Below are 26,774 nucleotides of genomic sequence, written 5' to 3'. Positions count from 1 at the left end.
TTCCTCAGATCTTGCCCATCAGGCGGGCCTGATGCACCAGGGCCACCGCGCAGGAGGCAAGGCGCGACTTGTCGCTGTCGGCACGCGAGGTGAGGATGATTGGCACCTTTGCGCCCATCACGATCCCGGCGGCTTCAGCACCGGAAATGAAGGTGAGCTGCTTGGCCAGCATGTTGCCGGCGTCCAGATCCGGCACCACCAGCACCTCGGCCTGGCCAGCTACCGGGGAGACAATGCCCTTGATGCGCGCGGCGGCCAGATTGATGGCATTGTCCATGGCCAGCGGGCCATCCACCATGCCGCCAGTAATCTGCCCCCGCTCATTCATCTTGGACAGCAGCGCCGCATCCACGGAAGACGGAATGGACGGATTGACCGTTTCCACCGCCGAGAGCACGCCCACCTTCGGATTGTCCATCCCCAGGGAGTGCGCCAAATCAATGGCGTTCTGCACGATATCCACCTTCGTCGGCAGATCCGGCGAGATGTTCACGGCCGCATCGGTCACCAGCAGCGGGTGCGACACACCGGGTACATCCATCACGAAGATATGGGTAAAGCGGCGGCCAATACGCAGGCCCCGTTCCTTGCGCAGGGCGGCATGCAGCAGCACATCGGTGTGCAGATGCCCCTTCATCAGCGCATGGGCGCGCCCCTCGGCCACCAGATCCACGGCAGCATTGGCGGCGGCGGAATCATTGATCTGGTCGATGATTTCCACGCCATCCAGATTTTCACCCAGCTCCTTGGCGGCGGCGAGAATCTTGTCTTTCTGACCGACCAGAATGGGCGTGATGAGCTTGGCTTTCATGCCCAGAATGGCGCCACCCAGAGAGTTTGCCTCTTCCGGTGCAACCACGGCCACGGAAATCGGTTCCAGCGTCTCCGCCCGTTCCAGAAGGGCGTCAAAATGGCGATGGCTCTGCACCACAAGGCCCGGCAGATCCTGTTCCTCATACTGGAATTTGGCGGTGGGGGCGCACACCTCGGCCTCCCCTTCCAGCAGCACGGCATCATCGGAGACACGCCGCACTTCGGTGCCGAGACGCACGGTGCGGTCATCCTTCTTTTCAAGGACGGTGACCTTCGCCACCAGATCATCCCCGGCCTTGGCGCGGTCCTTGAAGGTGAAAACCTGATGCTTGTAGAGCGTTCCCGGCCCCGGAAGAATGTTGCCGAGCACGGCGGAAATCAAAGACCCCACCCACATGGAGGGCGCCACGACCTCATCTTCCTTGCCATCTCCATCCACATCCTGATGCGGCAGATGCATGGGATTGTGATTGCCGGAAGCATTGGCGAAGACAATCAGATCATCAGCGGTGCAGCTGCGCTTCAGTTCCGCGCAATCACCCACCTTGAGTTCTTCAAAAGTTCTGTTTTCGCGAATCATGAAACGACCCTGCCCCGGCATGAATGAAGGAAAAGGGGCGCCGCGCATTGCCCGGCGACCATGGCAGGAAGGCCGGGGCCCGTCCTCCGGCGAAACGCCGCAGAGGGCCTCAGACCTTCCACATTCCGGAAAACTCAGCTTCGGGCCTCTCAGCCCATGATGTGGAAACCACCATCAATCATATGCACGCAGCCCGTCACATTGCGGGCGGACGGGCTGGCGAGGAAGGCTGCATAAGCCCCCACATCGCGCAATGTGGACAGCTGGTGGGTAGGCGCGCGGGCCGACACTTCATTCATCATGGTGTCGAACTCGGCGATGCCCGAAGCCGCGCGCGTCTTCATCGGCCCAGGCGAGAGGGCATTCACGGAGATGCTCTTTGCACCCAGCTCAGCGGCCATGTAGCGCACGGAGGCTTCCAGAGCGGCCTTCACCGGCCCCATCACATTATAATGCTCCATCACACGGGCGGAGCCATAATAGGAGAGGGTCTGGCAGGAGCCGCCATTGACCATCAGCGGCTCGGCGTGGCGCACCATGCGCATGAAGGAATGGACGGAAATATCCATGGCCATGCCAAAGCCATCGCGCGAGCAATCCACAACGCGCCCGTGCAGATCGTCCGCCGGGCAAAAGGCAACCGCATGGATCAGGGTATCGAGCCGGCCCCATTTTTCGGAGATCTGCCGGAACAGATCCGCCATGGCCGTATCATCCTGCACATTGAGCGGCGCGATGATTTCGGCATCCAGCTCTTCCGCCAGCGGGCGAACGTGGGGTTCAGCCTTCTCATTCAGGTAGGTGATGGCAAGATCGGCCCCCTGATGGCGCAGCGCCTTGGCGCAGCCCCATGCGATGGAGTGTTCATTGGCAACCCCAACGACAAGAGCTTTCTGACCCGATAAGGAAAACATCACAGCCTCCCTGACATATCTGCCAGTGGTATCATATTGCCAGAGGCGCGCATGGCAACCTCAAACACCCGGTGCATAAAGTTTCTTCCTTCGCCATTTCTTTAGGCAGAAAACTTCTTCAAGCTCATTTCTTGCCAAAAATGCGTTTGAGCCTACTTCACGCCCCGGAATGGACTTTCACCACGCTGCTGTAGCCGTTGAATCACTTCAAAACGATGACGCAGGTCAACCGTATGAAGATACGAGCTTTCTGCATCTCCTGTTTTCCATGCCGCGAAACTTTCATCACCTCTGCGCATACGACTCTTTGCCTCACGGGTGCGGTCTGAATCAGAAAATCATCCGGCCCGGCAAGGAAGCTCAAAGCAGCTGCGCCATGAAAACTTGTCATCGGCATCTGAATTTTCAACATATGGACAGTGAACTGCCCTGCCCTTAGGCTTCCATTGGCCTAAGGACGAATCGCATCTGGCTTCTCCGGCTTTTTTCGCTTGAAAGGCGCCGCCTTATTCATGAGCCGGTTGTTGTTTGCTGTGCTGGAAGCGTGCATCCTGCGGCGCAACACAGCGCATGCGCGCACATTGTGCGGACAGAATGGGGCCAGCGCGCCGCGATTGCGGGGCTGTCAGCATCTGCGGGGAGTATGAATGAGCACCATCCCGATCCACTATGACAGGATCCTCTCCATTGTTGGCGAGGTGGTGCGTGTAGCCCTGCCCGCGCAAACGCGGGATGACCCGGAAGGGCCGCGTTATGGCGACTTGGCGGTGGTGTATGATGGCGATGTCGCCGGTGCGGAAGATCCTTTCCACGCCAGCCAGCCGCGCCTTGCGCAGGTGGTGCAGCTTGAGGAAGGAGCAGCCTCGCTCCAGGTGTTTGGCGGCACACAGGGCCTGTCCACCCGCACCCGCGCGCGGTTTCTCGGCCACCCGCCGCAGGTGGCCTTTTCCGACAATATTCTCGGCCGTGTCTTCACCGGCGATGGCAGCGTGATGGATGAAGGCCCGCGCCTCGATCAGGACCGGCAGGTGAATATTGGCGGCCCCTCCGCCAACCCGGCCCGGCGCGCGCTGGCCAGCCGCATGATCCGCACCAATGTGCCGATGATCGACGTGTTCAACTGCCTGGTGGAAAGCCAGAAGATCCCCATCTTCTCCACCGCCGGCGAACCGCATGACGCCCTGCTGGCGCGCATCGGCGTGCAGGCGGAAGCCGATATTGTGGTGTTTGGCGGGCTCGGCCTCACCTTTGATGATTACTGGCGCTTCCGCACCGCCTTCGAGGATGCCGGCGTGTTCGCGCGCACCGTCATGTTCATCAATCAGGCCGCGGACCCGCCGCTGGAGCGTCTGCTGGTGCCGGATATGGCGCTCGCCGTAGCTGAACGTTTCGCGGTGGAGGAAAAGAAGCGCGTTCTCGTGCTGCTGACCGACATGACCGCCTTCGCCGACGCCCTGAAGGAAGTGGGCGTGGCGATGGAGCGCGTGCCTTCCAATCGCGGTTATCTGGGTGATCTCTATTCCCAGCTCGCCCGGCGCTATGAGAAGGCCGCGGTATTTCAGGGGGCGGGCTCTGTCACCATTCTCACCGTCACCACCATGCCTGGCGGAGACGTGACGCACCCGGTACCGGACAATACCGGCTATATCACCGAGGGGCAGTTCTACCTGCGTGACGGGCTGATAGACCCCTTCGGCTCGCTTTCCCGCCTCAAGCAGCATGTCATCGGCAAGGAAACGCGCGAAGACCATTCGGCGGTGATGAACACCATGATCCGTCTCTATGCCGGCGCGCGCGAGGCCGAGCGCAAGCAGTCCATGGCCTTTGAACTGTCGGATTATGACCAGCGCCTGCTGCGCTATGGCGCGCTGTTCAAAGAGCGCTTCATGGATATCAGCGCCAATCTTTCGCTGGAGGCCGCGCTGGATCTTGGCTGGCAGACCATGGCGGAATGCTTCGCGCCGGAAGAACTTCTGGTGCGCCAGAATCTGCTGGAGAAATACTATCCCGCACCGCAGGATTGATGGCCATGGCCCAGAACTCCCGCGTGACACTGAGCAAATCCCAACTCAGCCGCGAGAAGGAAAATCTCGCCAGCTATCGCCGCTACCTGCCGGCGCTGGATCTCAAGCGCCAGCAGCTCATGGCCGAGCGCAACCGCGCCCGCATTGCCTGCGCGGATCTGGAGCAAGCCATGCACCGGGCCATTGAAGAAGCCGGTGCAACCCTGCCCATGATGGCCGAGCACCGGCTGGATCTGAAAGGGCTCGTCACCCTGGAGGAAGTCCTCATCGACATGCAGAATGTCGCTGGCGTGCGCCTGCCTCAGGTTCGCGCTGTGCAGGTGAAGGTGGCACCCTATGGCCCGATGACCCGCCCGCACTGGGTGGACGCTTTGGTGCGCCGGTTGACCGAGGCCGTGCGTCTGCGCGCCGAAATGCAGGTTGCCGAGCGCCGCATGGCCCTGCTGGACAAGGCCGTGACGCGCGTGACCCAGCGCACCAATCTGTTTGAGAAGATCCTGATTCCGCAGGCGGAAAAGAATATTCGCCGCATCATGGTCTTCATCGGTGATACAGAGCGCGCCGCCGTCGTGGCCGCCAAGCTCTCCAAAAGCAAACGCGCCCGTGAGAAGGTCGCCCGCCCGGAGGCTCGCGCATGAGTATTGCCCGCATGCAGCGCATCACCCTGTGCGGCCCTTCGGCAGACAAGGCCCGCACGCTGGACGCCCTTCAGGCGCTGGGCGTGATGCATCTCATTCCCCTGAGCGATCCCGGCCCGCTGGTGCCGCGTGACGCCACCCGCACCAACCGCACCGAAGAAGCCTGGCGACATCTGGAAGAGGCGGCGGACAAGCGCCTGACCTTCCGGCCCGGTATCGCATTCGATCTGGATGAGGTGGTCGCGCGCGTGCTTGATAACCGCGCCCATCTGCGCACCCTGCACAACCGGATCGAGTTTTTACAGAACCGGGTTGAGGCGCTCGCGCCATGGGGCGACATCCACTTTCCGGCGCTGAATGAGATGGGCGGTCAACGCCTGTGGTTCTATGCCCTGCCTCTGGCGACCCGCCCGGCGCTGGACCGCGTGGAGCTGCCCTGGCAGGTGGTGCGCAAAACCTCCACCACCCTTTATGTGGTGGTCATCAGCCCGGAGGAGCCGCCGGCAGACCTGCTGCCCGTGCCCCGCACCTGCACCGGCAACCTGCCGCGCAGCGTGATGAAGCAGGAGGTTGAAGAACTGGCCGTTGCCATAGATCAGGCCGAAAGCGCACGCAGCGAACTGACCCGCTGGCGGCTGGCGCTGGGCCTGCATCTGGCTGCTGCCGCAGACCGCGAGGATCTGGATGTCGCCATGGCCCAGACCCTCGACGCAGAGGCCGTGTTCGCCGTGCAGGGCTGGGTTCCGATCGACGCCACTGCCGCTGTGTGTGAACTGGCGGAAAAGGCACGCCTTGCCTTCGTGGTGGAAGAGCCCGGCCCGGAAGATATGCCGCCCACCCAGTTGCGCACCCCTGCGGGCATGGAAAGCGGCAGCGACCTCACCTTCTTCTATACAAGCCCCGGCTATCGCAGCTGGGACCCGAGCCTGATGGTGTTTGCATCCTTCGCCCTGTTCTTCTCCATGATCGTGGCAGATGCGGGCTATGCCATCATCATCGCCCTCACCACCCTGCTGTTCTGGAAGAAGCTGGGCGGCACGGCCGGTGGCCGGCGTGGGCGCGTGCTGCTGGGCGTGCTTTCAACCACGGCCATTGTCTATGGCGTGCTGGCGGGCTCCTATTTCGGGCTGGAGCCGCCGGAAGGCAGCTGGCTGGCGGCCATCTCCATCATTGATGTGCAAAATTTCGATCAGATGATGGATCTCACCATCTTCATCGGGGCCCTGCACCTGTCCATCGCCCTTGGTGCCGTGGCCTGGCTCAACCGCACCAGCGGCAAGGGGTTTTCAGCGCTGGGATGGATTGTCGCGCTGTGGTCCGGCATGATGCTGGCCCATGGTGCGGATGACAGCCTGTTCGCCATGGAAACCATCGGCTCTCTCGGCCTCGCCGTGGGCCTGTGCATGGTGTTCTCCGGTGCGGCCGCCGCCGTGCCTGTCACCACCCCGAAGGACTGGCTGAAACGCCTGATTGCCGGTGCCATGGCGCTCACCAGCGCCACCAAGCTGTTTGGCGATGTGCTGAGCTATCTGCGCCTGTTCGCGCTGGGGCTGGCCAGCGCCTCCCTCGCCATCACCTTCAACACGCTGGCGGTGGAAATGCGCGGCACGCATCCCGGCCTTGGCGTGCTGCTGATGATCCTCATTCTTGTCTTTGGCCATTCGGTGAATTTCATGCTCGGTGTCATGAGCGGCGTGGTGCACGGGCTGCGGCTCAATTTCATCGAGTTCTTCGGCTGGGGCCTGACCGAAGAAGGCTACCCCTTCCGCGCCTTCACCAAGCGCACCCACACTCAGATTCAGGAACAGACCGGGGCCGGCGAGAGCGTGACGAACGCCCGCCCGGCACACCCGTGAGGAGACGGACCTATGGATGAACTTGTCATCACGCTTGGCTGGGTTGGCGTGTTTGCCCCCATGGCTTTCGGCGCGCTGGGCTGCGCCATCGGCGTGGCCATTGCCGGCCAGGCCGCCATTGGTGCCATGCTGGAAACCGATAGCGGATACGGGCGTTTCATCGGCGTTTCAGTCATCCCCTCATCCAACGTCATCTATGGCATTGTGGTGATGTTCTCCCTGCAACAGAGCATTACGGCGGAGAATGGCGGGGCGCTGTTCGCCATTGGCTTCCTGGCTGCGCTGGTGCTGCTCTATTCCGCCATCTGGCAGGGCCGCGCCTGCGCCAGCGCCATCGCCGCCTCCAAGACCAAGCCGGAAATCTTCGGCCTGTCGCTGGCCCCGGCCGCCATCGTGGAAGGCTTCACGGTCTTCACCTTCGTGTTTGCGCTGGTTCTGGCCCGCTCCATCTGATTTTCAGCCCCCCGCCGGCCTTCTGCGGCCATGCCGCGTGCGGCGGGGGAACAACGCCATCACTTTTGCCCGCATTTGCGTGCCTGCCTTGTGCCCCTGGCGCATGTCGCACCCGCCCGGAAATGCGCCCGATCATGCTCCAGGAGCGCGCCATGTCCCAGAAGCAGACTGCCGCCACCGCCTCGGGCGTCGAAGCCCTCATCACCCGCCTGCGCGATGAAGGCGTGTGCGCCGGCCGGACCGAGGCCGACCGTCTTGTGGCCGAGGCGCAGGCCCATGCCCGTGAAATTCTCGAAAAGGCGGAAGCTCAGGCTCACGCCCTGCGCGAAGCGGCGCGGGATGAAGCCGAGGCCCTGCGCCGCGCCGGGGAAGATGCCCTGCGCATCGCCGTGCGCGATACCATGCTGGAGCTGAAAAGCCAGATCTCGCAGCGCTTCGCCTCTGAAGTGGGCAAGACCGTCTCTCAGGTGATGAGGGATGATGAGCTGCTCAAGCGCATGGTTCTCGCCGTGGCCAGCGCCAGCCGCGATGAGGCCGGCATGGACCGCGCCGGTGAGATGGTTATCGAGCTACCCCGGCAGGTGGTGGGGCTGGATGAGCTGCGCCGCAACCCGGAAGAGCTGGTGGAAGGCTCCCTTACCCATTTCGCAGCCGCCACCGCCGCCGACATGCTGCGCGCCGGGGTCACCTTCTCCCGGCAGGAGGGGGATGATGGCGGTATCCGCATTCATCTGGTTGATCGCGGCGTCAGCGTGGAGCTGACGGACAAGGCCGTGGCCGCTCTGCTTGTGGCCCATCTCCAGCCCCGTTTCCGCGCCCTGCTGGAGGGTGTGGTGCGATGATCGGCGTCGTGGATGAGCCTTATGTGATGCTGATGTCCAGCCTGCCCGCGCTGGGCCAGCTTCTGGGCAGCGCCACGCCGGCCATCACCATCACCCGGCTGGAAGAGCGCCTGCGCTTTCTCTCGCCCGGAGATCGCGCTGATCTGGACGCCATGGCCAGCGCCCTCTCCTGGAAACGCATTCCGCTGGGCACGGATGAGACCGCCTATCTTGCCCATGTCGCCCGGCAGATGGAAAAAGTGCGCAGCCCGGTGCTGCGCAACATCATTCGCGACCGGCTGGAAATCCGCACCCTCACGGCCGCCCTGCGCCGGCGACACGCCGGTGAAGAAGCCCCCGCCCCCGGCCTGCTCTGGGGCTATGGCCGCCATCTGGAAACCATCCGCAAGAACTGGGCCCTGCCGGATTTCGGCGTCGCCACCTCCTTTCCATGGGTCAATCAGGCCCGCGAACAATTGGAGGCCGGCGATACAAGAGGGCTGGAGCGCACCATGCTGCAAGCCGCCTGGAATGCCGCCGCGCGCTATGCCGACGGCCACTATTTCGATTTTGAAGCCGTGGCGGTCTATGTGATGCGCTGGAATCTGGCCGATCACTGGGTGCGTTATGACATCGCCGCCGCCACGCGGCGCTTCGAGACTCTCCTTGATGCCGCCTGCGGCGACATTCTTCCTGAAACCGGCAAACCGGGGAAAAGCGCATGACAGCCCAAACCGCCACCGTGCCACCCGCCACTGTGCCGCCCATGGAGCCCACCGCCACCATTGTGGCCGTTCAGGAAGACATTGTGCGCCTGCGCCTTGTGGACCCCGCAGGCGGACGGCTGATGAAGAATGAGGTGGTCTATATCCGCCCCGCCCGCGCCCCCGAGGAACGACTGAAGGCCGAAGTGCTGCGGGTGATCGGCGATGAAGCCGATGCCCAGGTGTATGAAAGCACGGCCGGCGTGGGGCTGGGAGACGCAGTGGAACAAACCGGCCGTCTGCTCTCCATCCGCCTCGGCCCCGGCATGCTGGGGCAGGTGTATGACGGATTGCAAAATCCGCTGGAAATTCTGGCTCAGGAACACGGCACCTTCCTGCCGCGCGGCGTAGCCGCGCCGGGGCTGGACCCGGACGAGCGCTGGTCCTTCTCGGCCCTGTGCCGGGTGGGCGACAAGGTGCGCGCAGGCGATGTGCTCGGCACCGTGCCGGAAGGCCCCATCACCCACAAGATCATGGTGCCGTTCGAGCTTGATGAAGACTGGACCGTAAGCTGGATCCGCGATGACACGGTGACGGTGAACGAGCCCATCGCCCGCATCACCGCCCCTTCCGGCGCGGAACGCACCCTGACACTGGCGCAGGACTGGGCGGTGCGCCGCACCCTGCCACGCCTGCAATTGCGCAAGGGCTATTCCACGCGCCTCTACCCCTCCGAGCCAATGATTACCACCCAGCGCATCATTGATGCCTTCTTCCCGGTGGTTCAGGGCGGCGCGGCCTGCATTCCCGGCCCGTTCGGCGCAGGCAAGACGGTGCTGCTCAACCTGATCGCCCGCCATTCGGATGTTGATGTGGTGGTGCTGGTGGCCTGCGGGGAACGCGCCGGCGAGGTGGTGGAGACCATCACCGATTTTCCCCGCCTGAAAGACCCCCGTACCGGCGGCTCGCTGATGGACCGCACGGTGATTGTCTGCAACACCTCCTCCATGCCGGTGGCCTCACGCGAGGCCTCCATCTATACCGGCATCACCATCGGCGAGTATTACCGCCAGATGGGGCTTCGGGTGCTGATGATCGCCGATTCCACCTCGCGCTGGGCGCAGGCCATGCGCGAGACTTCCGGCCGGCTGGAGGAAATTCCGGGCGAGGAAGCCTTCCCCGCCTATCTCGACAGCGCCATCAAGGGCGTTTACGAGCGCGCCGGCGTGGTGCGCACCAATGATGGCTCAACCGGCTCCTTCACCATTATCGGCGCGGTGTCGCCTGCCGGCGGCAATTTCGAGGAGCCGGTGACGCAATCCACCCTTGCGGCGGTGAAATGCTTTCTCGGCCTGTCCTATGATCGCGCCTACAAGCGCTTCTACCCCGCCATCGACCCGCTCACCTCCTGGTCGCGCTATCGTAAACAGCTTGCGCCCTGGTGTGACGAACATATGGGCGCGGAATGGGCGCACCGTATCGACGAGATGATGGCGCTGCTGGGGCGTGGCGACGAAATCCAGCGTATGGAGCAGGTCGCTGGCGAAGAAGGCATTTCCATCGAAGACTTTCTCGCCATGGAAGCCGCGAAATTTCTCGACATGGTTTTCCTCCAGCAGGACGCCTTCGATGCGGTAGACAGTTCCGTTTCGCTGGAACGGCAGAAACAATTGTTCAACAAGGTCTACGCCATCGCCACAAGCCGTTATGAATTTGAGGACAAGGAAAGCGTGCGCGTGCATTTCACGCGGTTGACCGGCCTGTTCAAGAATCTCAATTATGCGGCCCCCAATTCGCCCGATTTCGAGCGTCTCTCCCGCGAGATCGACGAATTGCATGAAAGCGTGCCTGTGACCTGAAGGTGGGCCTTCAGCCTGACGCAACACGGGAAAAGACATCAAAAAACGGGCGGACAAACCGAACCTTCGGCGTCTGCCCGTTTTTGCAAGCACAGGTTTCGCAAAGCCGAAAGCTCAGGCTACACTGACAACTGAAACGAGATCAGGGACCTCTTCAGAATGTGCACATCGCTTCTCTATCGCGACGCCGCCAACCGCGCCTATCTTGGGCGAACACTGGAGTTAAGCCTTGATTTGCCTTATCAGGTCACGCTCTTTCCAAAGGGTCAGGCCCTGTCGTCGACGGTTCAGGGGCACCCCGCACTGAACTGGGAGATGCGCCACGCCACAATTGCGGTGACCATGCCCTCCGTGCCCACGGCGGCGCTGGATGCCAGTAATCTCAAGGTCATTGAAGGGCTGAATGATGCGGGGCTGACCTTCAGCGTCCAGTCCTATCCGCAGGCCGATGGCCCCCAGGCCCCGGTGGATGCCGCCCGCGCCGCGCTTTCCGCCGCAGATATCGGAGCCTGGGTTCTGGGCCAGTTCAGCACCGTCGCCGAAGTGAAGGCCGCGCTGGAAGACATGCCCGTGGTGCTGGAGCCGGTGCCGCTTCTCGGAGGGCTGGCCATGCCCTTCCACTATGGGATTCATGATCCGAGCGGGGCCAGCCTCGTGATCGAGTTCCATCACGGTGTGCGCACAATCTACGACAACCCCGTTGGGGTGATGACCAATGCGCCGCAGTTTCCCTGGCACCTCACCAATCTCAACAATTATACCTTCCTCAACAATGTGAACCATGCGAAGGCAACCTTCGGCGCGTATCAGGCTGTGCAGCCCGGCACCGGCATTGCCAAGGCCGGCCTGCCCGGCACTGACACATCTGTCGATCGCTTCATCCGCGCGGCCTTCTATGCCCAGTTCGCGGAAAAGCAGACCGATCCGGACAAGGCCGTTCAGATGGTCGCGCATATCATGAACAATTTTGACCGCCCCCGTGGCATCACCGTAGACCAACCGAACCTTGGCAGCGACCATCTGCATGTGACCGGCCATGATACGGATGGCGAAACGACCGAATCCACGAGCTGGACCAGCATTGCCGATCTCGACCGGCGGCTGATGTTCCTGCGGGATGCAGGTGGCATGAATTACGCCTGTCTTGATGTGACGGCGCTGGCCGGCACTGCGGATTTCCGCACCATGCCCATGGCCCGGCTGCTGCCCGGCCCCGTCAATGTCTCCCCGGCTCTCGCCGGCGCATAACCCAAGGTGGATGAGACGCGGCACCGGCTTTTGCCCCTGTCAACATCACTCATGCAAAAGGGCGGGCGCCGCAAGGCCCCGCCCTTTTCACATCCGCTCTACGCGTGCGCCCTACGCGTGGCAGAGCCTCAGCCCAGCCAGATGCCCAGCAAGGAGGCTGCGATGATCCACAGCGCGATATTGCCCCAGCGCGCGCGCTTCGCCTCTGCCCGGCCAATACCCTCCAGGGTCTCCGGCGAGAGCTGAAGGCCATTGCGGGTGGCCACGTCCATCTGCTCCACCACACGGGCTGTCTGGCCCAAAAGCGTAGGAATATTGGTGGCGAAATGACCCACCTGCCCCAGCCCGGACCCCACCTGCTGAAGCTGGCCGACAGGGCCGAGATTACGGGTGATCCACTCCTCCACCACAGGTGCGGCGGTCTTCCACATATCCAGCTGCGGATCGAGCGAACGAGCGACCCCCTCCACCACCACCATGGTCTTTTGCAACAGCAGCAGTTCCGGGCGGGTACGCATGTCGAACAGTGCCGTCACTTCCAGCAACAGGGCCAAAAGGCGTGCCATGGAGATCTGGTCGGCCGTGCGAGAATGAATGGGTTCGCCAATGGCCCGGATGGCGAGGGCGAAATCCTCCACCGAATGGTGGGCGGGCACATAGCCCGCTTCGAAATGAACTTCGGCCGTGCGGCGGTAATTGCGGGTGATGAAGCCATAGAGGATCTCGGCAAGGAAGCGCCGTTCCTTCAGCCCCAGCCGGCCCATAATGCCGCAATCCAGCACCACAAGGCGGCCCTGCGCATCTACGAAGAGATTGCCGGGGTGCATATCGGCATGGAAGAAGCCATCGCGCATCGCCTGCTTGAGAAAGCTCTGCATCACGATGCGGGCGATCTCCTTCAGGTCATGTCCGGCGGCGACCAGCGCCTCCTTGTCGGAGAGCTTGATGCCGTCAATCCACTCCGTGGTCAGCACCTCACGGCCGGAGCGACCCCAGTCCACCTCCGGCACATGCACATCAGGATCTTCGCTGACATTCTCAGCCAGTTCCGTATAGGCGGCGGCCTCAAGGCGCAGATCCATCTCCATGGAGACGGAGCGGGCCAGCGTATCCACCACGCTTTCCAGACGCAGACGACGGGCCTCGGCAAAGTTGTTTTCGGCGAACTGCGCCAGACGGCGAAAGCTTGCCATATCGGAGGCAAAGCGCCGCTGCACGCCGGGGCGCAGCACCTTCACCGCCACGGTGCGGCGTTCCCCATCGCGCTCCACCACCTCGGCCTTGTGCACCTCGGCAATGGAGGCGGCGGCCACGGCGGGGCCAAATTCCGGGAACACCTCGCGCACCGGCTTCTCGAACGATTCCGAGACGATGCGCTCGGCCTCTGCCTGCCCGAAGGCGGGCATGCGATCCTGAAGCACCTCAAGATCGCGCGCCACGGAAGGGCCCACCACATCCGGCCGGGTGGCGAGAAACTGACCCAGCTTCACATAGGAGGGACCAAGCCGGGAGAGCGCCGCAGAAAAACGCGCCGCGCGCGAACCGGCATCGCGCCGGGCCATCATGCGGGCAATGCGCAGGGCCGGCCGGGCCAGCGGCGGGGCCACGGCGGGCGACACCAGTGAAAGCACGCCCTCGCGCGCCAGCACATAACCGGCGCGGGCAAGACGGGCAGCATCGGCGAAAATCAGGATCACGGCTTGCGCCCTTCCATCGAAACCTTGTTCAGCAGCGCACGCGCCATCAGATGCGGAAGCCCCAGTGCAGAGCCACAATGCCGCCAGTCATGCGCATGAAATCCACCCGGCCGAAACCGGCATCACGCATCATCTGGGCGAATGTCTCGGCATTGGGGAAGCGGCGGATGGATTCAACCAGATACTGATAGGGCTCGGCATCCCCTGCGACCTGCCCCCCAACACGGGGAATGACATTGAAAGAATAGGTCTCGTAGATCTTGTCCAGAACCGGCACATCCACCTTGGAAAATTCCAGCACGAAGGCGCGGCCACCAGGTTTCAGCACCCGGCGCATTTCCTTCAGCGCCTTGGGAATGCGCGGCACATTGCGGATACCGAAGGCGATGGTCACGGCATCAAAGCTGCGATCTTCGAAGGGCAACTCCTCGGCATTGGCATCCTGAAAATCCACCTTGCCGGAAAAGCCGCGCTTTTCCGCGCGCTCGCGGCCAACCGCCAGCATTTCACGGTTGATATCCGCCACCGTGACATGAACATTCGGCCCACCGGCCTCGGCCACGCGGAAGGCCACATCGCCCGTGCCTCCGGCCAGATCCAGCAGGCGGAAAGGGCGCTCATTGATGGGCGGGCGCATCTTGGAGACGAGCGCATTCTTCCACACCCGGTGCAGGCCGCCGGACATCAGATCGTTCATGATGTCATAGCGTTTGGCGACCTTGTGGAACACATCGTCCACCAGATCCTGTTTCTCACCCAGCGGCACGGTGCGGTAACCGAAATGGGTATCGCCCTCCACACGGGCGGATTCGGCAAAGTCGGTCTGCGGGCGGGCGGTCGGTTCGGTCATGTCAGGCGCACCACGTGCTGTTCTGTTCGGCGCGCGGACCTTACCGGATCACGCGCGCCAATACCATGCAGCACATTGCGGCAGGCACAGCGCCGGACAAGCCGGCCGGGAGAAGCGGCACCTACTCCACCGGCATGGCTTCGCGCGCGGCGCGGGCATGATTGAGAATGGCGCGCAGGGCCGCCGGCTTCACCGGCTTGTGCAACACCATCATATCAGCCTCATGCGCGGCGGCGCGCACCTTGCGGGTGCGGTCCGCCGTAATCAGCACAGCAGGCAGATGTCCCAGCTTTGCGCGCATGACAGAAATGGCCTGCGTACCCAGCGCATCATCCAGATGATAATCCACCAGAATAATGTCTGGCCGTGCGGATGCCTGCCCCACCGCCTGCACAGCGGCTTCAGAATCACCCGCCGTGATGACACCGCAGCCCCATCCACCCAGCAATATGGCCATGCCTTCCAGAATGGCCGGTTCATTATCCACCACCAGAACCGTCAGCCCCTCCAGCCGCGCCCCGGCCCGCAGAGTGCGCGCGGGTGCAGCCTGCTCCTCCGGCACACAGGGCGCCATGGGCACATCCAACGCGAACGCCGTGCCACGCCCCGGCGTTGAGCGCAGAGTGATGGCATGGCCCAGAACACGGGTGATCCGCTCCACGATGGAAAGCCCCAGCCCCAGCCCGCGCGCCTCCCGCGCCCCGCAATCCAGACGCTGAAATTCCTGAAACACCAGCTTCTGTTCGGCTTCGGAAATGCCGATGCCGGTATCCAGCACCTCAATACGCACCATTTCCCCGTGCCGGCGGCACCCCACCAGAATGCGGCCCTGACGGGTATATTTCACGGCATTGGAAACAAGGTTCTGCAATAGCCGGCGCAGCAGGCGACGATCCGAGCGCACGGTAAGCGAAGAAGGCATGAAGGCCAGCTTCAGCTTCTTTTCCCGCGCCAGCGGTTCGAACTCGATTTCGAGCTGGCGGAAAATATCGGCGATACGAAACTGGGTCGGCTCGGGCCGCAGGACGCCACTATCCAGCCGGGAAATATCCAGCAGGGCGACCAGAATTTCCTCCACCGCCTCCAGCGAGGCATCCACATTGCGGGCGAGGCGCTGCTCCTCCTCGCCCTTGGCCCGTTCCACAAGGCTGGTGACATACAGGCGCGCCGCATTGAGCGGCTGTAGAATGTCATGGCTGGCCGCAGCCAGAAAGCGGGTCTTGGAGAGATTCGCAGCTTCAGCCTCGGCCTTGGCGCGGCCCAGCGCCGCATTCAGATGCTCCAGCTCTTCCGTGCGTTCGCGCACGCGCCGCTCCAGCGTTTCGTTCGCCCGTTCCAGCGCAAGCCCGGCCTCCACCGAGGCGGTAATATCGGTGAAGGTCACCGCCAGTCCACCGTCCGGCATGGGGGCAGAGCGCGCCTCGATCACGGCATCACGCCGGGCCAGCCGCTCGGAAAAATTCGGGCTGGGATGCGCATAGCGCTCCACCCGTGTGGACACGGCCAGCCCCGGCCCGGTCTCCGGCGCATATTTCAGGATACGCGCCAGTGGCGCACCCATGGCACAGCAATTCGCCGGCAAATCCAGCATTTCACCAAACTGGCGGTTCCAGCAGACCAGCTCCAGATCACGATTGAACACGGCGATGCCCTGCCGCACATGGTCAATGGCGCTCTGCAACAGTTCTCGATTGTGCTGGATGGCGCTGGAAGCATCATCCAGCAGCTTCAGCGCCGCCTTGGTGGAAACGGTGCGCTTGCGCAACAGCAGCGACAACACAAGCCGGGAGGACGCCGCCCCCACCGCCGCCGCCAGCAGATGTTCGGCATGGCGCACCGTATCGGCATCGGCCTCGCGCGCAGGATCAAAGCTGGTGCCGCGTGAGCGAGCAAAGCTGATAAAGGCGGCGCGGGTGCGCTCCTCTCCCAGATAGCGCGAGACAGTGGACACCACCTCCCCCACCGTGACCGCCGAGCGCCAGGGCAGGAAGGAGGGGCGGTATTCCAGCGTTTCCGGCCCCCGCACAGGCTTGGAACCCCAGCCCTGCCCCACAAACAGCTCTGCCTGTACCAGCTCGATCTTGCTGGGGCGGGTGAGGAAGGAAACCCCGAGCAGCACCAGTATATTGATGGAAATACTCCAGACCACGCCATGGGCCAGCGGGTCAGCCTCAATACCGAACAAGGCCGTCGGACGCAGCCAGGCGAGGCCAAAGGGGCCGTGATCCACCAGCGCGCGGGAAATCAACCCGCCTTCCGCCAGAGAGGGCAGCATGAGCGTATAGGCCCAGATCAGCGCCCCCACCAGAATGGCGGCAATGGCGGCCTTGGCCGTCACCCCGCGCCAGGCCAACCCGGCGGCAAAAGCCGGACCCACCTGCGCAATGGCCGCAAACGAGAGAAGGCCGATCTGCGCCAACTGCACATCGCCTGTGGTGCTGTAATAAAGATAGGCCAGCAGCAGGATGGAAAAGATGGCGATGCGCCGCACCAGAAGCAGCAGGCCCACCATATCCTCGCGGCGTGGCTCCTCCTCCGCCCGCCCGGCACTGCCCCGCAGCAGAAGCGGCATCACCAGATCATTCGAGATCATGATGGCCAGAGCCACCGTTTCCACGATAACCATGGCCGTGGCGGCGGAGAGCCCGCCTATGAAAGCCAGAAGCGCCAGCCCATCGGCCCCTGCGGCCAGCGGCACCGCCAGCACATAGACATCACTGTCCATGATGCCGTTGGGAAACAGCACCATGCCCGCCAGCGCCAGAGGCACCACGAACAGATTGATGAGCAGCAGATAAAGCGGGAACAGCCAGCGCGCCCGGCGAATTTCCTCCTCGCTGGTATTTTCCACCACCGCCACATGAAACTGGCGCGGCAACAGCAAAAAGGCCCCGCCCGCCAGCAGGATCATCGTCACCCCGTTTTCAAGCGAGGGACCGCGGGTGAAAGGCGCGGTGACATTGGCTCGCTGCGCCGCCGCCCACAGATCCGCCGGGCCGGAAAACAGCACGAATGTGACAAAGATGCCCACGGTCAGAAAGGCCGCCAGCTTCACCAGCGATTCCGCCGCCACCGCCAGCATCATGCCATGCTGGTGTTCGGTGGCATCGGTGTGGCGGGTGCCGAACAGCACCGCGAACACCGCCATGGCGCAGGCCACCAGCAGGGCCAGATCCCCCCCCACTGTCCAGTCCGAAACCTCCCCGGCAAAATGCCCAAGCACCGCCATAAGCGAGGAGGACACCGCCTTGAGCTGCAACGCGATATAGGGCACCGCCCCCACAATGGCCACCACTGCCACCAGAGCCGCAATGCCCTGATGCTTGCCATATCGGGCGGCGATGAAATCAGCGATGGAGGTGATGTTGTTGGCCTTGGCCAGTCGCACCACCCGCAGCAGCAGGGGCGAGGCCAACAACATCAACATGGCCGGGCCAACATAAATGGTGAGAAAATCAAACCCCTGTGTCGTCGCCAGCCCCACCGAGCCGAAAAACGTCCAGGAGGTGCAGTAGACAGCCAGCGACAGCGAATAGATCAGCGGCCGGGACACCCGCCGGCGCGGACGGTTGCGGTCTCCATAGCTGGCGATGGCGAACAGCAGGCTCAGATAAGCCAGCGCGGCAAAGATGACGACCGAGGTCTGAAGCATATTCCCCTTCCGGCCGCACGGACAGGGCCGACCTTGGCTGCGACCAGCCTGCGCCCCAATCCGAGCCCTGCACAGGCGCGCGCTCGGCCTCTTGTGTGCCGGGCGGCCTGCATCCCCCCTCCTTCCCATCAAGGGAAAGCTGTGAGGGGAAAATCACATTTGCCGGCGGGCCTTGTCCAGCCCATTCCTGTGCGGGCAAGCCGACATTGTGCAGGGTAATCAGGCGTTGCGCTGCGACAGCTTCTCGCGACGGCGCTGCACGGATGAGGGGATGTTCATGCTCTCGCGATATTTGGCCACGGTGCGCCGGGCAATATCAATGCCGTCGGCTTTCAGCTTCTGCACCAGCGTATCGTCGGAAAGCACATCCTCCGCACTTTCATTTTCGATCAGGGTCCTGATGCGGTGGCGCACGGCCTCGGCCGAATGGGCCTCCCCGCCACCGGATGCGGAAATGGCGGAAGAGAAGAAGAACTTCATCTCCACCACACCCCGTGGCGTGGAAATATATTTGTTGGAGGTCACGCGTGAGACGGTAGATTCATGCATGCCGATGGCATCGGCCACCATGCGCAGATTGAGAGGCCGCAGATGGCGCACACCATGCAGCAGAAACCCATCCTGCTGGCGCACGATCTCGCTGGCCACTTTCAGAATGGTGCGGGCGCGCTGATCCAGAGAACGCGTCAGCCAGCTTGCACTTTGCAGACATTCTGAAAGGAAGCTCTTTTCCTCGGCTGAAAGAGATGCCTTCGCCACCGTGGCGTGGTAGCTCTGGTTCACCAGCACGCGCGGCAGGGTTTCCGAGTTCAGCTCCACCAGCCAGGTTCCATCCCGGCCGGGACGGACATAAACATCCGGCACCAGCGGATGCACCACGCCGGAGCCGATGACCAGACCCGGCTTCGGGTCAAGCCGGCGGATTTCCTGAATCATGTCGGCAATATCGGCGGCATCCACGCCGCACACCCGCCGCAAGGCGTTGCGATCATGGCGGGCCAGAAGCTCCAGATTTTCCACCAGCGCCTGCATCGCCGGGTCATAGCGGTCCTTCTCGCGCAGTTGAAGCGCCAGACATTCGGAGAGCGAGCGCGCGCCCACGCCGGAAGGCTCGAAGGTCTGGATCAGCGCCAGCACGTCATCCACCTCGGCCCGGCTGACCGAGAGTTGCTCGGCCACCTTGTCGAGATCCGCCGTCAGATAACCTGTCTCGTCGATCAGGCCGATCAGATACAGGCCGATGAGCCTGCGGGTCTGGTCTGTCTCGGCCACGGAAAGCTGGGCTTCCAGATGATCGGCCAGAGTGGTTTCGGCGGCCAGAAAGGCTTCGGGATTGTAGTCCTCTCCGCGCTCTCCTCCACTCCACTCCGTATAGGATGAGGATGCACTCCCGCCAGCAGCCCCGCCACCCGGCGCCATCTGCCCGGAGGGCACGTCATCAGGGAAGACATTGGCGAGATCAGCATCCATGCGGCTTTCCATATCCGCACGGCTGGGCTCCATGTCGCTCGCCATCCACTCGCCGGTATCGGGAGATTCCCCCCCGCTCTTGTCGGCCCCGCTCTCGCCTGCACTGTCGCCGGCCTCCGCCCGCTCCGCGCTTTCAGGCATGCCCTCTTCGCTGGCCCGCTCCAGAAGCGGGTTCCGCTCCAGCTCAGCCTCCACATAGGCTGTCAGCTCCAGATTGGAGAACTGCAACAGCTTGATGGCCTGCATGAGCTGCGGGGTCATCACCAGAGACTGGCTCTGGCGGAATTCCAGCTTCGGGCTCATCGCCATGGGCGCGCCCCTTCCTGCCGGAGCCGTTCCAGCCTGACCAGACGACGCGCAAGCGCCGCCTTCATAGACGGAACTCCTCGCCCAGATAGAGCCGGCGCACTTCCGCGCTGGAGACGATGGAATCCGGGTCGCCCTCCATCAGCACGGAGCCGGAATGGATGATATAGGCCCGGTCGATCAGCCCCAGCGTCTCACGCACATTATGGTCGGTAATCAGCACGCCAATGCCGCGCGCCGTGAGATGGCGCACAAGCGACTGGATATCGCCCACCGCAATGGGATCAATGCCGGCGAAGGGCTCATCCAGCAACATATAGGAGGGGTGGCTGGCCAGAGCGCGGGCAATTTCAACGCGGCGTCGCTCACCACCCGAAAGGGCGATGGCGGGGGATTTGCGCACATGGCCGATCTTGAATTCGTCGAGAAGCTCTTCCAGCTCCTCCTTCCGGCGGGCCCGGCCCTTCACCGTGACCTCCAGCACGCCCATGATGTTGTCTTCCACGGAAAGCCCGCGAAAGATCGAGGCCTCCTGCGGCAGATAACCGATGCCCAGACGCGCGCGGCGATACATGGGCATGGAGGTCACATCATGCCCGTCCAGCTCGATACGCCCGGCATCCGCCTGCACCAGCCCCGTCACCATGTAAAAGCAGGTGGTCTTGCCCGCGCCATTCGGCCCCAGCAGGCCCACGGCCTCTCCCCGGCGCACATTCAGGCTCACATCGCGCACCACAGTGCGCCCGCCATAGGTTTTGGCGATACCGTGACTGGCCAGCGCATCCCTCGCTCCAGCCGTTGAACCGACAAAACCGGCCTGAACAGCAGCGGCTGAGGCGGGGGAGTCACTTTCGGGGGCGACTGTGTTCTGATCCATGTGGGCTCTCGCGAAACATGTTGTAGCTGACAGGGGAGCGCAGCCCGCAAGACCACGCCTCCCGCCCCCATCCGCCCGAACCGGCCACGCCATGACAGATGCGCCATGACGAACGCGAACCGTGCAGACCGACGCGTTCGGGCACCATGTACGACATCTGCCGCACAGGGCCATGAAACCATTTTGTCAGATGTAATATTTCGGAAGAGTGGATGCAACGGAACATGCAAGTTCCGGGCCGTCATTCCCGTTTTCCGCCCAGGTTCGCATGCCGCATCGGAACCCCGGAACCGGCCGGCCTCCACATGCAGGCCGGGAGCGCCGCCAGATAAGCAGACGAACAAACCTTTCACAACCCCTGTCAGAACGCGATACGGCGCCAACCCTGACTGGCCGGCGCCGTCATCCTTCCGCGCAAGATCATGGGCGCAGACATGCCCTGCCTCCCGGTGCTGCGGACAAACCTGCACCGGAGAAGGCGGATCAATCCCGACGCTGCCCCAAACCCATCTGCTTGGCCAGCGCGGAACGGGCCGCAGCATAGTTGGGCGCAACCATGGGATAATCCGGCGGCAGACCCCACTTCTCCCGATACTGCTCGGGCGTAAGGTTATACTGCGTGCGCAGATGCCTCTTGAGAGATTTGAACTTCTTTCCGTCTTCAAGACAGATGATGAAGTCCGGCGTGATGGACCGCTTCACCGGCACGGCCGGCTTGAGAAGCTCCACCTCGGGCTCTTCTTCCCTGCGGGAGGCCCGCTCCAGCGTGGCATAGACCTCATTGATGAGGGCAGGCAAATCCCCGGCAGCGACAGAATTGTTGCTGACATAGGCGGAGACAATATGCGCCGCCAGCTCCATATACATATTGGATTCAGCTTCTTCGCTCATGTCACTTTCTTCATCTCTTCGGGCAAAACCCGTAGCGATTACCCGGCCATACAGGCATGAAACATGCAGGGCATGAACCGGAAACCCCTCCGTTCCGCACTGCCGACACTGATTCAACTAGCATTGAACCTTACATCGCACAAGTGAGTGAGTCAGCAAAAATCAAGTACTTTTTCGCACGAATGCGCCCAACAACTTTAGCAGCGAAAATTGTACAGCCACATCAGGCGACATCTTCGCACATTGTCGCACCACCATCTTTCCCGGTCACGCACACACAAACAGTCTTGTAGGTGCGCTAACTTTCGCACATGCAGCAAAACAAGATCTGTGCCGACAAACTCATATGCAGAACACCGCGCTATCAAGAAACCGATGAAACAATGCGAAACCGCGAAGCTGTTGCATCTCGTCCGGCCAGCCCCCATCTGCCAGAAGAAGCCCGGCAACCACCCCCGGCATTTGCGCCGCAAGCATGGCTCTGCCACCTTTGCACCATCGCGTGCAGCGCCCCTTCTTGCAGCACTCCTGCAGAATGCCAGTGAAAAGAGCCCGCCATGTCCGCCAGCAATCCCCACGACAAGCCGCCTTCTGAAGCGCCGCAGAAAATCGTCCGTTCCGAGGGCGAATGGCGCTCCTGCCTCACGCCGGAACAGTTCCGCATCGCCCGTGAGCAGGGTACGGAGCGCGCCTTCACCGGCCCCTATTGGGATGAGAAACGCGCCGGGCTTTATCGCTGCGTGGCCTGCGGCACGGCGCTATTCCGCTCCGAGAGCAAGTTCGATTCCGGCACCGGCTGGCCCAGCTTCTTCCAGCCGGTTTCGCCTGAAGCCCTTGTGCTGCATGAAGATACCAGCCATGGCATGCGCCGCATCGAGGTGCGCTGCGCCAGTTGCGACAGCCATCTCGGCCATGTCTTTCCCGATGGGCCAGCCCCCACCGGCATGCGCTTCTGCATGAATGGCACCGCCCTTTCCTTCTCCCTCGACACCGCGGAAGACGAATGACCACCGCCCAGATGCCCGCACATCCCCCCGCCCCCGCCGAACGTCGCCCCGTATCGCGCACCCTGCATGGCGTGACGCTGACCGATGATTATGGCTGGCTGCGCGCCGAAAACTGGCGCGAGGTGATGCGTGATCCCACCACCCTGCCGGGCGAAATCCGCACCTTTCTTGAAGCTGAGAATGCCTATGCGGACAGCTTCTTCGCTCCTCTTTCAGACTTGCGTGAAAAGCTGGTGGCGGAGATGCGCGGGCGCATCAAGGAAGATGATTCCTCCGTGCCTGCTCCCGATGGGGCCTTTGCCTATTACAACCGCCACCGTGAAGGCGGACAGCACCCGCTGGCCTGCCGCAAGGAAACCTCTGCGCAAGGCGAGCCGACCGGCGCGGAAACCATCATGCTGGATGGCGACTGCGAGGCTGAGGGCAAGGCCTATTTCCAGTTTGGCGGCTGGAAGCACACCCATGACCATGCCCGTCTGGCCTGGTCTGCCGATACATCCGGCGCGGAGCTTTATGATATTCGCGTGAGAGATCTCGCCTCCGGCACAGATCTTCCCGATCATATCGCGGAAACCACGGGAGATCTTCTGTGGAACAGCGCCGGCACCCAGCTCTATTACATTCGCCGGGATGAGGAACACCGCCCCTCACAGGTCTTCCGCCATACGCTGGGCGCAGCGCCGGAAACGGATGAACTCATCTATGAGGAAAAGGACAAGGGCTTCTTCGTCTCGCTGGGCGAAACCCAATCCCGTACCTATGGGCTGATCGCCTGCGGCGATCATGAAACCTCTGAAATCCATCTGCTGGATCTGGCTGATGACGCCGCCACGCCCCGCCTTGTCTCCGCCCGCACCGAAGGGCTGCGCTATGATGTGGAGCACCACCCCTCGCTGAATGGCGTGGACAGCCTCATTCTGCTGACCAATGCGGAAGGTGCGGAAGATTTCAAGATCGTCCACGCTCCCACCTGCACGCCTGCGAAGGAGAACTGGCAGGATCTGGTGCCGCATTTCCCCGGCCGCATGATCCTCTCCTGCACGGTGTTCGCCGGCCATATGGTGCGGCTGGAACGCGAAGGCGGCCTGCCGCGCATCACCATCCGCGAACTGGCATCCGGTGATGAACACGCCATCGCCTTTGCCGAGGAAGCCTATGCGCTGGGGCTGAACGGGGCCTATCCGTTCGAAACCACCCATATCCGCTTCACCTATGCCTCCATGACCACGCCTTCCGAGGTCTGGGCCTATGATATGGCGACGCGCGCACGCGCCCTGCTGAAACAGCAGGAGGTGCCCTCCGGCCATAACCCGGAGGATTATGAAACCCGCCGCATTCTCGCCCCCGCCCCGGATGGCGAGACGGTGCCGGTCTCCCTCATCTACCGCAAGGGCACGGCGCTGGATGGGTCCGCCCCCCTGCTGCTCTATGGCTATGGGGCCTATGGCATCACCATTCCGGCGGGCTTTTCCACCAGCCGGCTGTCGCTGGTGGATCGCGGTGTCATCTTTGCCATCGCCCATATTCGCGGCGGCACCGACAAGGGCTGGCGCTGGTACAAGAATGGCAAGCTGGCGAAGAAAACAAACAGCTTCACGGATTTCATCGCCGCAGCCGAGCATCTGGTGGCGCAGGGCTTCACCCGGCCCGACAGGATCGTCGCCCATGGCGGTTCGGCCGGCGGCATGCTGATGGGGGCCATCGCCAATATGCGGCCGGACCTGTTCGCCGGCATCATCGCGGAAGTGCCCTTCGTGGACGTGCTCGCCACCATGCTGGACGATACCCTGCCGCTGACCCCGCCCGAATGGCCGGAATGGGGTAATCCCATCACCGATGCAGCGGCGTTCGAAACCATCCGCGCCTATTCGCCGGTGGATAATGTGAAATCTCAGCCCTACCCGGCCATCTTCGCACTGGCCGGCCTCACCGACCCGCGCGTGACTTATTGGGAGCCGGCCAAATGGGTGGCGCATCTGCGCGCGGCCAATACTTCACAGCACCCCATCCTGCTGCGCACCAATATGGATGCCGGCCATGGTGGGGCTTCCGGTCGGTTCGACCGGCTGGATGAGGTGGCTCTCTCCTACGCCTTCACCCTTGCCATGGTGGGCGCAGCCGAACGGGAACCCGCCCCGGCCGACTGAACTGACCCGGAAACACGGATCAATTTACGCCCCGCAGCTCTCCGGCTTGCGGGGCGTTTGAGTCTGCCCCGGCATCAGGCTGATGGCGGACCGGCATGAAAACGGCACATTGTGGGGCGGCATGGGCCTGAGACGGGCCGGGGGTGGTCAGCCTGCCCACAAGGCGCCCTGACGGCCTCATTCCCAAACAGGTGAGGAGCCACGCCCATCTTTTAGGCAAGGCCGCTCAAAAAATCACATAATAAATTGAAAAATATATAAAATTTCAAGATTCAGACAGGGTTGAGAAGCCCGTCATGAGGGGCCACGGAACCACGCCATCCCATCCGATTCCGTTGACGCCCATGCTTTCCCATGTTAGCCCATGAATACCCAAGACATGAAGGACGGCTGCCCCGTCCACGGGCTGGCGGAACGCTCCGGCAACCCGAGCTGAAGGAAGGCATCCCGGCGCCATGGACCGCTTCGTGTCCACATACACGATGCGTCTCGACGCCAAGGGCCGGGTTTCCATCCCCGCGCCCTTCCGGGCGGTGCTGACCCGTGACGGCGCGGAGGGGCTCTACTGCCATCCAAGCCTTGCCGAACCTGCGCTGGACGCAGGCGGAAACCGGCTCCTCGGCGAGATCGAGGCGCTGATCGAGCGCTATCCCCCCTATTCGGAGGAGCGCGAGGAGCTTGCCGCCGCCCTGTACGGCACCAGCGAGACCCTGCGCATCGATACGGAAGGACGGGTGGTGCTGAGCGAAACGCTCAAGGCCCATGCCGGCATCACCGATCAGGTGGCCTTTGTGGGGCTGGGGCACAAATTCCGGATCTGGGAACCGGAGCGGCTGAAGCTGCATCTCACGGAGGCCACCCGCAGGGTGCGTGAGCTGCGCAAGGCCATCGGCTCCCGTACAGAGAGCCCACGGAGCAAAACGGAATGAAGACGGGTCTCGGGGTCGGCCCCGCCGACGCCGCTGGCGGACCGACCCGTCATTATCCAGTCATGCTGCGTGAGGTTCTCGCTCACCTCGCGCCGAAGCGTGACGGCCACTATGTGGACGGCACCTTCGGCGCGGGCGGCTACAGCCGCGCCATTCTCGAAGCCGCAGACTGCCGGCTCATGGCGTTTGACCGCGACCCCACCGCAATCGCCGCCGGAGCGGCTCTGGTGCAGGCCTTTGATGGCCGCCTCTCTCTGGTGGAAGATCGCTTCTCCCGGCTCGATATCCGCACCGAAGACGCCGGCTTTGCCCCGCTGGACGGGGTTGTGCTGGATATTGGCGTGTCCTCCATGCAGCTCGATCAGGCCGAGCGCGGCTTCTCCTTCCGCCGTGACGGACCGCTCGACATGCGCATGGGCAATGCCGAACGTTCAGCTGAGGAACTGGTCGCGACGCTGGATGAAGTGCATCTGGCCCATGTCATCTGGTCTCTGGGGGAAGAGCGCCAGTCACGCGCCATCGCCCGCGCCATCGTGAAGGCACGGGCCGAAGCACCAATCACCCGCACCGCCCAGCTCGCCGAAATCGTCTCGCGCGTGGTGCGCTCCAAGCCCGGAGAGGTGCATCCCGCAACGCGAACCTTCCAGGCGCTGCGAATTGCTGTGAATGAAGAATTATCCGAGCTGGCGCAAGCACTTGCAGCCGCAGAACGGGTTCTCAAACCAGGCGGAAGGCTGGTTGTCGTCACCTTCCACTCGCTGGAAGACAGGATCGTTAAGAATTTTCTGGCAAGTAGGGTAAAGGCACCGTCCGCATCGCGTCATCTGCCGCAAGCGGAAGGGCCGGCTCCCTCGTTCCGCCTCGTTGCCAAAGGCGCTATCGAGCCCGGCCCTGATGAAGTGGCAGAAAATCCGCGCTCCCGGTCCGCGAAACTTCGCGCGGCCGAACGCACGGATCAACCGGCGCATGAAGATGGTGACCTGATGGGGCTGCTCCCGGCCCCTTCACCGCAACGGAGCGGGCGGAGACGCTAGGCCA

Annotated in this window: 20 protein-coding genes; 12 read left to right on the top strand and 8 right to left on the bottom strand. The window is 62.9% G+C overall.

The genetic code is table 11. The features are described from left to right. Positions 1-4 precede the first annotated feature (4 nt). Positions 5-1,393 (bottom strand): bifunctional enoyl-CoA hydratase/phosphate acetyltransferase, encoded by a 1,389-nt coding sequence (locus ACT6QH_RS14280; RefSeq protein WP_444975496.1) that lies wholly within the window; start codon positions 1,391-1,393, stop codon positions 5-7. A gap of 149 nt (positions 1,394-1,542) precedes the next feature. Beyond that, positions 1,543-2,307: an enoyl-ACP reductase FabI gene (gene fabI, locus ACT6QH_RS14275; RefSeq protein ID WP_444975495.1), complete on the bottom strand. Its 765-nt coding sequence runs from the start codon at positions 2,305-2,307 to the stop codon at positions 1,543-1,545. 647 nt (positions 2,308-2,954) lie between these two features. On the opposite strand from fabI, the gene ACT6QH_RS14270 reads away from it, so the two are divergent. The 8 genes from ACT6QH_RS14270 to ACT6QH_RS14235 all read left to right on the top strand — a co-directional run bounded on the left by ACT6QH_RS14270 (position 2,955) and on the right by ACT6QH_RS14235 (position 11,910). Beyond that, a complete protein-coding gene (locus ACT6QH_RS14270; protein ID WP_444975494.1) occupies positions 2,955-4,331 on the top strand; it encodes a V-type ATP synthase subunit B in 1,377 nt (458 codons plus the stop codon). Between the two features lie 5 nt (positions 4,332-4,336). After that, positions 4,337-4,969: a V-type ATP synthase subunit D gene (locus ACT6QH_RS14265; protein ID WP_444975493.1), complete on the top strand. Its 633-nt coding sequence runs from the start codon at positions 4,337-4,339 to the stop codon at positions 4,967-4,969. After that, positions 4,966-6,825 (top strand): V-type ATP synthase subunit I, encoded by a 1,860-nt coding sequence (locus ACT6QH_RS14260; protein ID WP_444975492.1) that lies wholly within the window; start codon positions 4,966-4,968, stop codon positions 6,823-6,825. The genes ACT6QH_RS14265 and ACT6QH_RS14260 overlap by 4 nt, the downstream gene beginning before the upstream one ends. Positions 6,826-6,837: 12 nt before the next feature. Next, a complete protein-coding gene (locus ACT6QH_RS14255; RefSeq protein WP_444975491.1) occupies positions 6,838-7,278 on the top strand; it encodes an ATP synthase subunit C in 441 nt (146 codons plus the stop codon). Positions 7,279-7,430: 152 nt separating this feature from the next. Next, complete coding sequence (locus ACT6QH_RS14250; protein WP_444975490.1) at positions 7,431-8,120, top strand: hypothetical protein; 690 nt, start codon at positions 7,431-7,433, stop codon at positions 8,118-8,120. Further along, positions 8,117-8,824 carry a hypothetical protein gene (locus tag ACT6QH_RS14245; protein ID WP_444975489.1) on the top strand — a complete coding sequence of 236 codons (708 nt, stop codon included), beginning with the start codon at positions 8,117-8,119 and terminating at the stop codon, positions 8,822-8,824. The genes ACT6QH_RS14250 and ACT6QH_RS14245 overlap by 4 nt, the downstream gene beginning before the upstream one ends. Next, positions 8,821-10,662 carry a V-type ATP synthase subunit A gene (locus ACT6QH_RS14240; protein ID WP_444975488.1) on the top strand — a complete coding sequence of 614 codons (1,842 nt, stop codon included), beginning with the start codon at positions 8,821-8,823 and terminating at the stop codon, positions 10,660-10,662. Before ACT6QH_RS14245 ends, ACT6QH_RS14240 begins: the two co-directional genes overlap by 4 nt. 159 nt (positions 10,663-10,821) lie before the next feature. Further along, positions 10,822-11,910 carry a linear amide C-N hydrolase gene (locus ACT6QH_RS14235; protein WP_444975487.1) on the top strand — a complete coding sequence of 363 codons (1,089 nt, stop codon included), beginning with the start codon at positions 10,822-10,824 and terminating at the stop codon, positions 11,908-11,910. Positions 11,911-12,038: 128 nt separating this feature from the next. Here the strand turns inward: ACT6QH_RS14235 and ubiB are convergent, their stop codons facing one another. The 6 genes from ubiB to ACT6QH_RS14205 all read right to left on the bottom strand — a co-directional run bounded on the left by ubiB (position 12,039) and on the right by ACT6QH_RS14205 (position 21,653). Then, the gene (gene ubiB, locus ACT6QH_RS14230) at positions 12,039-13,607 is read right to left on the bottom strand and encodes a 2-polyprenylphenol 6-hydroxylase (RefSeq protein WP_444975486.1); all 1,569 of its coding nucleotides are present in this window, start codon (positions 13,605-13,607) and stop codon (positions 12,039-12,041) included. Positions 13,608-13,653: 46 nt separating this feature from the next. After that, on the bottom strand, positions 13,654-14,457 hold the full coding sequence (gene ubiE, locus ACT6QH_RS14225) for a bifunctional demethylmenaquinone methyltransferase/2-methoxy-6-polyprenyl-1,4-benzoquinol methylase UbiE (protein WP_444975485.1): 804 nt from the start codon (positions 14,455-14,457) through the stop codon (positions 13,654-13,656). Between the two features lie 121 nt (positions 14,458-14,578). After that, complete coding sequence (locus ACT6QH_RS14220) at positions 14,579-18,109, bottom strand: PAS domain-containing hybrid sensor histidine kinase/response regulator (RefSeq protein ID WP_444975484.1); 3,531 nt, start codon at positions 18,107-18,109, stop codon at positions 14,579-14,581. Between the two features lie 219 nt (positions 18,110-18,328). Then, on the bottom strand, positions 18,329-19,888 hold the full coding sequence (rpoN, locus tag ACT6QH_RS14215) for an RNA polymerase factor sigma-54 (RefSeq protein WP_444975483.1): 1,560 nt from the start codon (positions 19,886-19,888) through the stop codon (positions 18,329-18,331). Between the two features lie 61 nt (positions 19,889-19,949). Beyond that, positions 19,950-20,762, bottom strand: a complete 813-nt coding sequence (gene lptB / locus ACT6QH_RS14210) for an LPS export ABC transporter ATP-binding protein (RefSeq protein ID WP_444975482.1) — start codon at positions 20,760-20,762, stop codon at positions 19,950-19,952. Positions 20,763-21,245: 483 nt separating this feature from the next. Then, positions 21,246-21,653 (bottom strand): Ros/MucR family transcriptional regulator, encoded by a 408-nt coding sequence (locus ACT6QH_RS14205; protein ID WP_444975481.1) that lies wholly within the window; start codon positions 21,651-21,653, stop codon positions 21,246-21,248. Between the two features lie 557 nt (positions 21,654-22,210). On the opposite strand from ACT6QH_RS14205, the gene msrB reads away from it, so the two are divergent. The 4 genes from msrB to rsmH all read left to right on the top strand — a co-directional run bounded on the left by msrB (position 22,211) and on the right by rsmH (position 26,770). Further along, positions 22,211-22,660, top strand: a complete 450-nt coding sequence (gene msrB / locus ACT6QH_RS14200; protein WP_444975480.1) for a peptide-methionine (R)-S-oxide reductase MsrB — start codon at positions 22,211-22,213, stop codon at positions 22,658-22,660. Then, on the top strand, positions 22,657-24,807 hold the full coding sequence (locus ACT6QH_RS14195) for a S9 family peptidase (protein WP_444975479.1): 2,151 nt from the start codon (positions 22,657-22,659) through the stop codon (positions 24,805-24,807). Before msrB ends, ACT6QH_RS14195 begins: the two co-directional genes overlap by 4 nt. 455 nt (positions 24,808-25,262) lie before the next feature. Further along, entirely contained in the window at positions 25,263-25,736 is a 474-nt protein-coding gene (locus tag ACT6QH_RS14190) for a division/cell wall cluster transcriptional repressor MraZ (RefSeq protein ID WP_444975478.1), read from the top strand. Further along, positions 25,733-26,770, top strand: a complete 1,038-nt coding sequence (gene rsmH / locus ACT6QH_RS14185; RefSeq protein WP_444975477.1) for a 16S rRNA (cytosine(1402)-N(4))-methyltransferase RsmH — start codon at positions 25,733-25,735, stop codon at positions 26,768-26,770. Before ACT6QH_RS14190 ends, rsmH begins: the two co-directional genes overlap by 4 nt. The last annotated feature ends 4 nt before the right edge of the window (positions 26,771-26,774 follow it).

The organism is Haloleucobacter albus, from assembly GCF_052492075.1.
Note: the sequence above shows the minus strand (reverse complement) of the source record. Positions and strands in the feature narration are given on the sequence as shown.

Coding starts and splice junctions, on each gene's coding strand:
- ubiE (WP_444975485.1), bottom strand. CDS start 14,457: ATGACCGAACCGACCGCCCGCCCGCAGACCGACTTTGCCGAATCCGCC.
- ACT6QH_RS14220 (WP_444975484.1), bottom strand. CDS start 18,109: ATGCTTCAGACCTCGGTCGTCATCTTTGCCGCGCTGGCTTATCTGAGC.
- ACT6QH_RS14255 (WP_444975491.1), top strand. CDS start 6,838: ATGGATGAACTTGTCATCACGCTTGGCTGGGTTGGCGTGTTTGCCCCC.
- rsmH (WP_444975477.1), top strand. CDS start 25,733: ATGAAGACGGGTCTCGGGGTCGGCCCCGCCGACGCCGCTGGCGGACCG.
- lptB (WP_444975482.1), bottom strand. CDS start 20,762: ATGGATCAGAACACAGTCGCCCCCGAAAGTGACTCCCCCGCCTCAGCC.
- ACT6QH_RS14195 (WP_444975479.1), top strand. CDS start 22,657: ATGACCACCGCCCAGATGCCCGCACATCCCCCCGCCCCCGCCGAACGT.
- ACT6QH_RS14260 (WP_444975492.1), top strand. CDS start 4,966: ATGAGTATTGCCCGCATGCAGCGCATCACCCTGTGCGGCCCTTCGGCA.
- ACT6QH_RS14245 (WP_444975489.1), top strand. CDS start 8,117: ATGATCGGCGTCGTGGATGAGCCTTATGTGATGCTGATGTCCAGCCTG.
- ACT6QH_RS14280 (WP_444975496.1), bottom strand. CDS start 1,393: ATGATTCGCGAAAACAGAACTTTTGAAGAACTCAAGGTGGGTGATTGC.
- ACT6QH_RS14240 (WP_444975488.1), top strand. CDS start 8,821: ATGACAGCCCAAACCGCCACCGTGCCACCCGCCACTGTGCCGCCCATG.
- ACT6QH_RS14190 (WP_444975478.1), top strand. CDS start 25,263: ATGGACCGCTTCGTGTCCACATACACGATGCGTCTCGACGCCAAGGGC.
- ACT6QH_RS14205 (WP_444975481.1), bottom strand. CDS start 21,653: ATGAGCGAAGAAGCTGAATCCAATATGTATATGGAGCTGGCGGCGCAT.
- rpoN (WP_444975483.1), bottom strand. CDS start 19,888: ATGGCGATGAGCCCGAAGCTGGAATTCCGCCAGAGCCAGTCTCTGGTG.
- ACT6QH_RS14250 (WP_444975490.1), top strand. CDS start 7,431: ATGTCCCAGAAGCAGACTGCCGCCACCGCCTCGGGCGTCGAAGCCCTC.
- msrB (WP_444975480.1), top strand. CDS start 22,211: ATGTCCGCCAGCAATCCCCACGACAAGCCGCCTTCTGAAGCGCCGCAG.
- ACT6QH_RS14235 (WP_444975487.1), top strand. CDS start 10,822: ATGTGCACATCGCTTCTCTATCGCGACGCCGCCAACCGCGCCTATCTT.
- ACT6QH_RS14270 (WP_444975494.1), top strand. CDS start 2,955: ATGAGCACCATCCCGATCCACTATGACAGGATCCTCTCCATTGTTGGC.
- fabI (WP_444975495.1), bottom strand. CDS start 2,307: ATGTTTTCCTTATCGGGTCAGAAAGCTCTTGTCGTTGGGGTTGCCAAT.
- ACT6QH_RS14265 (WP_444975493.1), top strand. CDS start 4,337: ATGGCCCAGAACTCCCGCGTGACACTGAGCAAATCCCAACTCAGCCGC.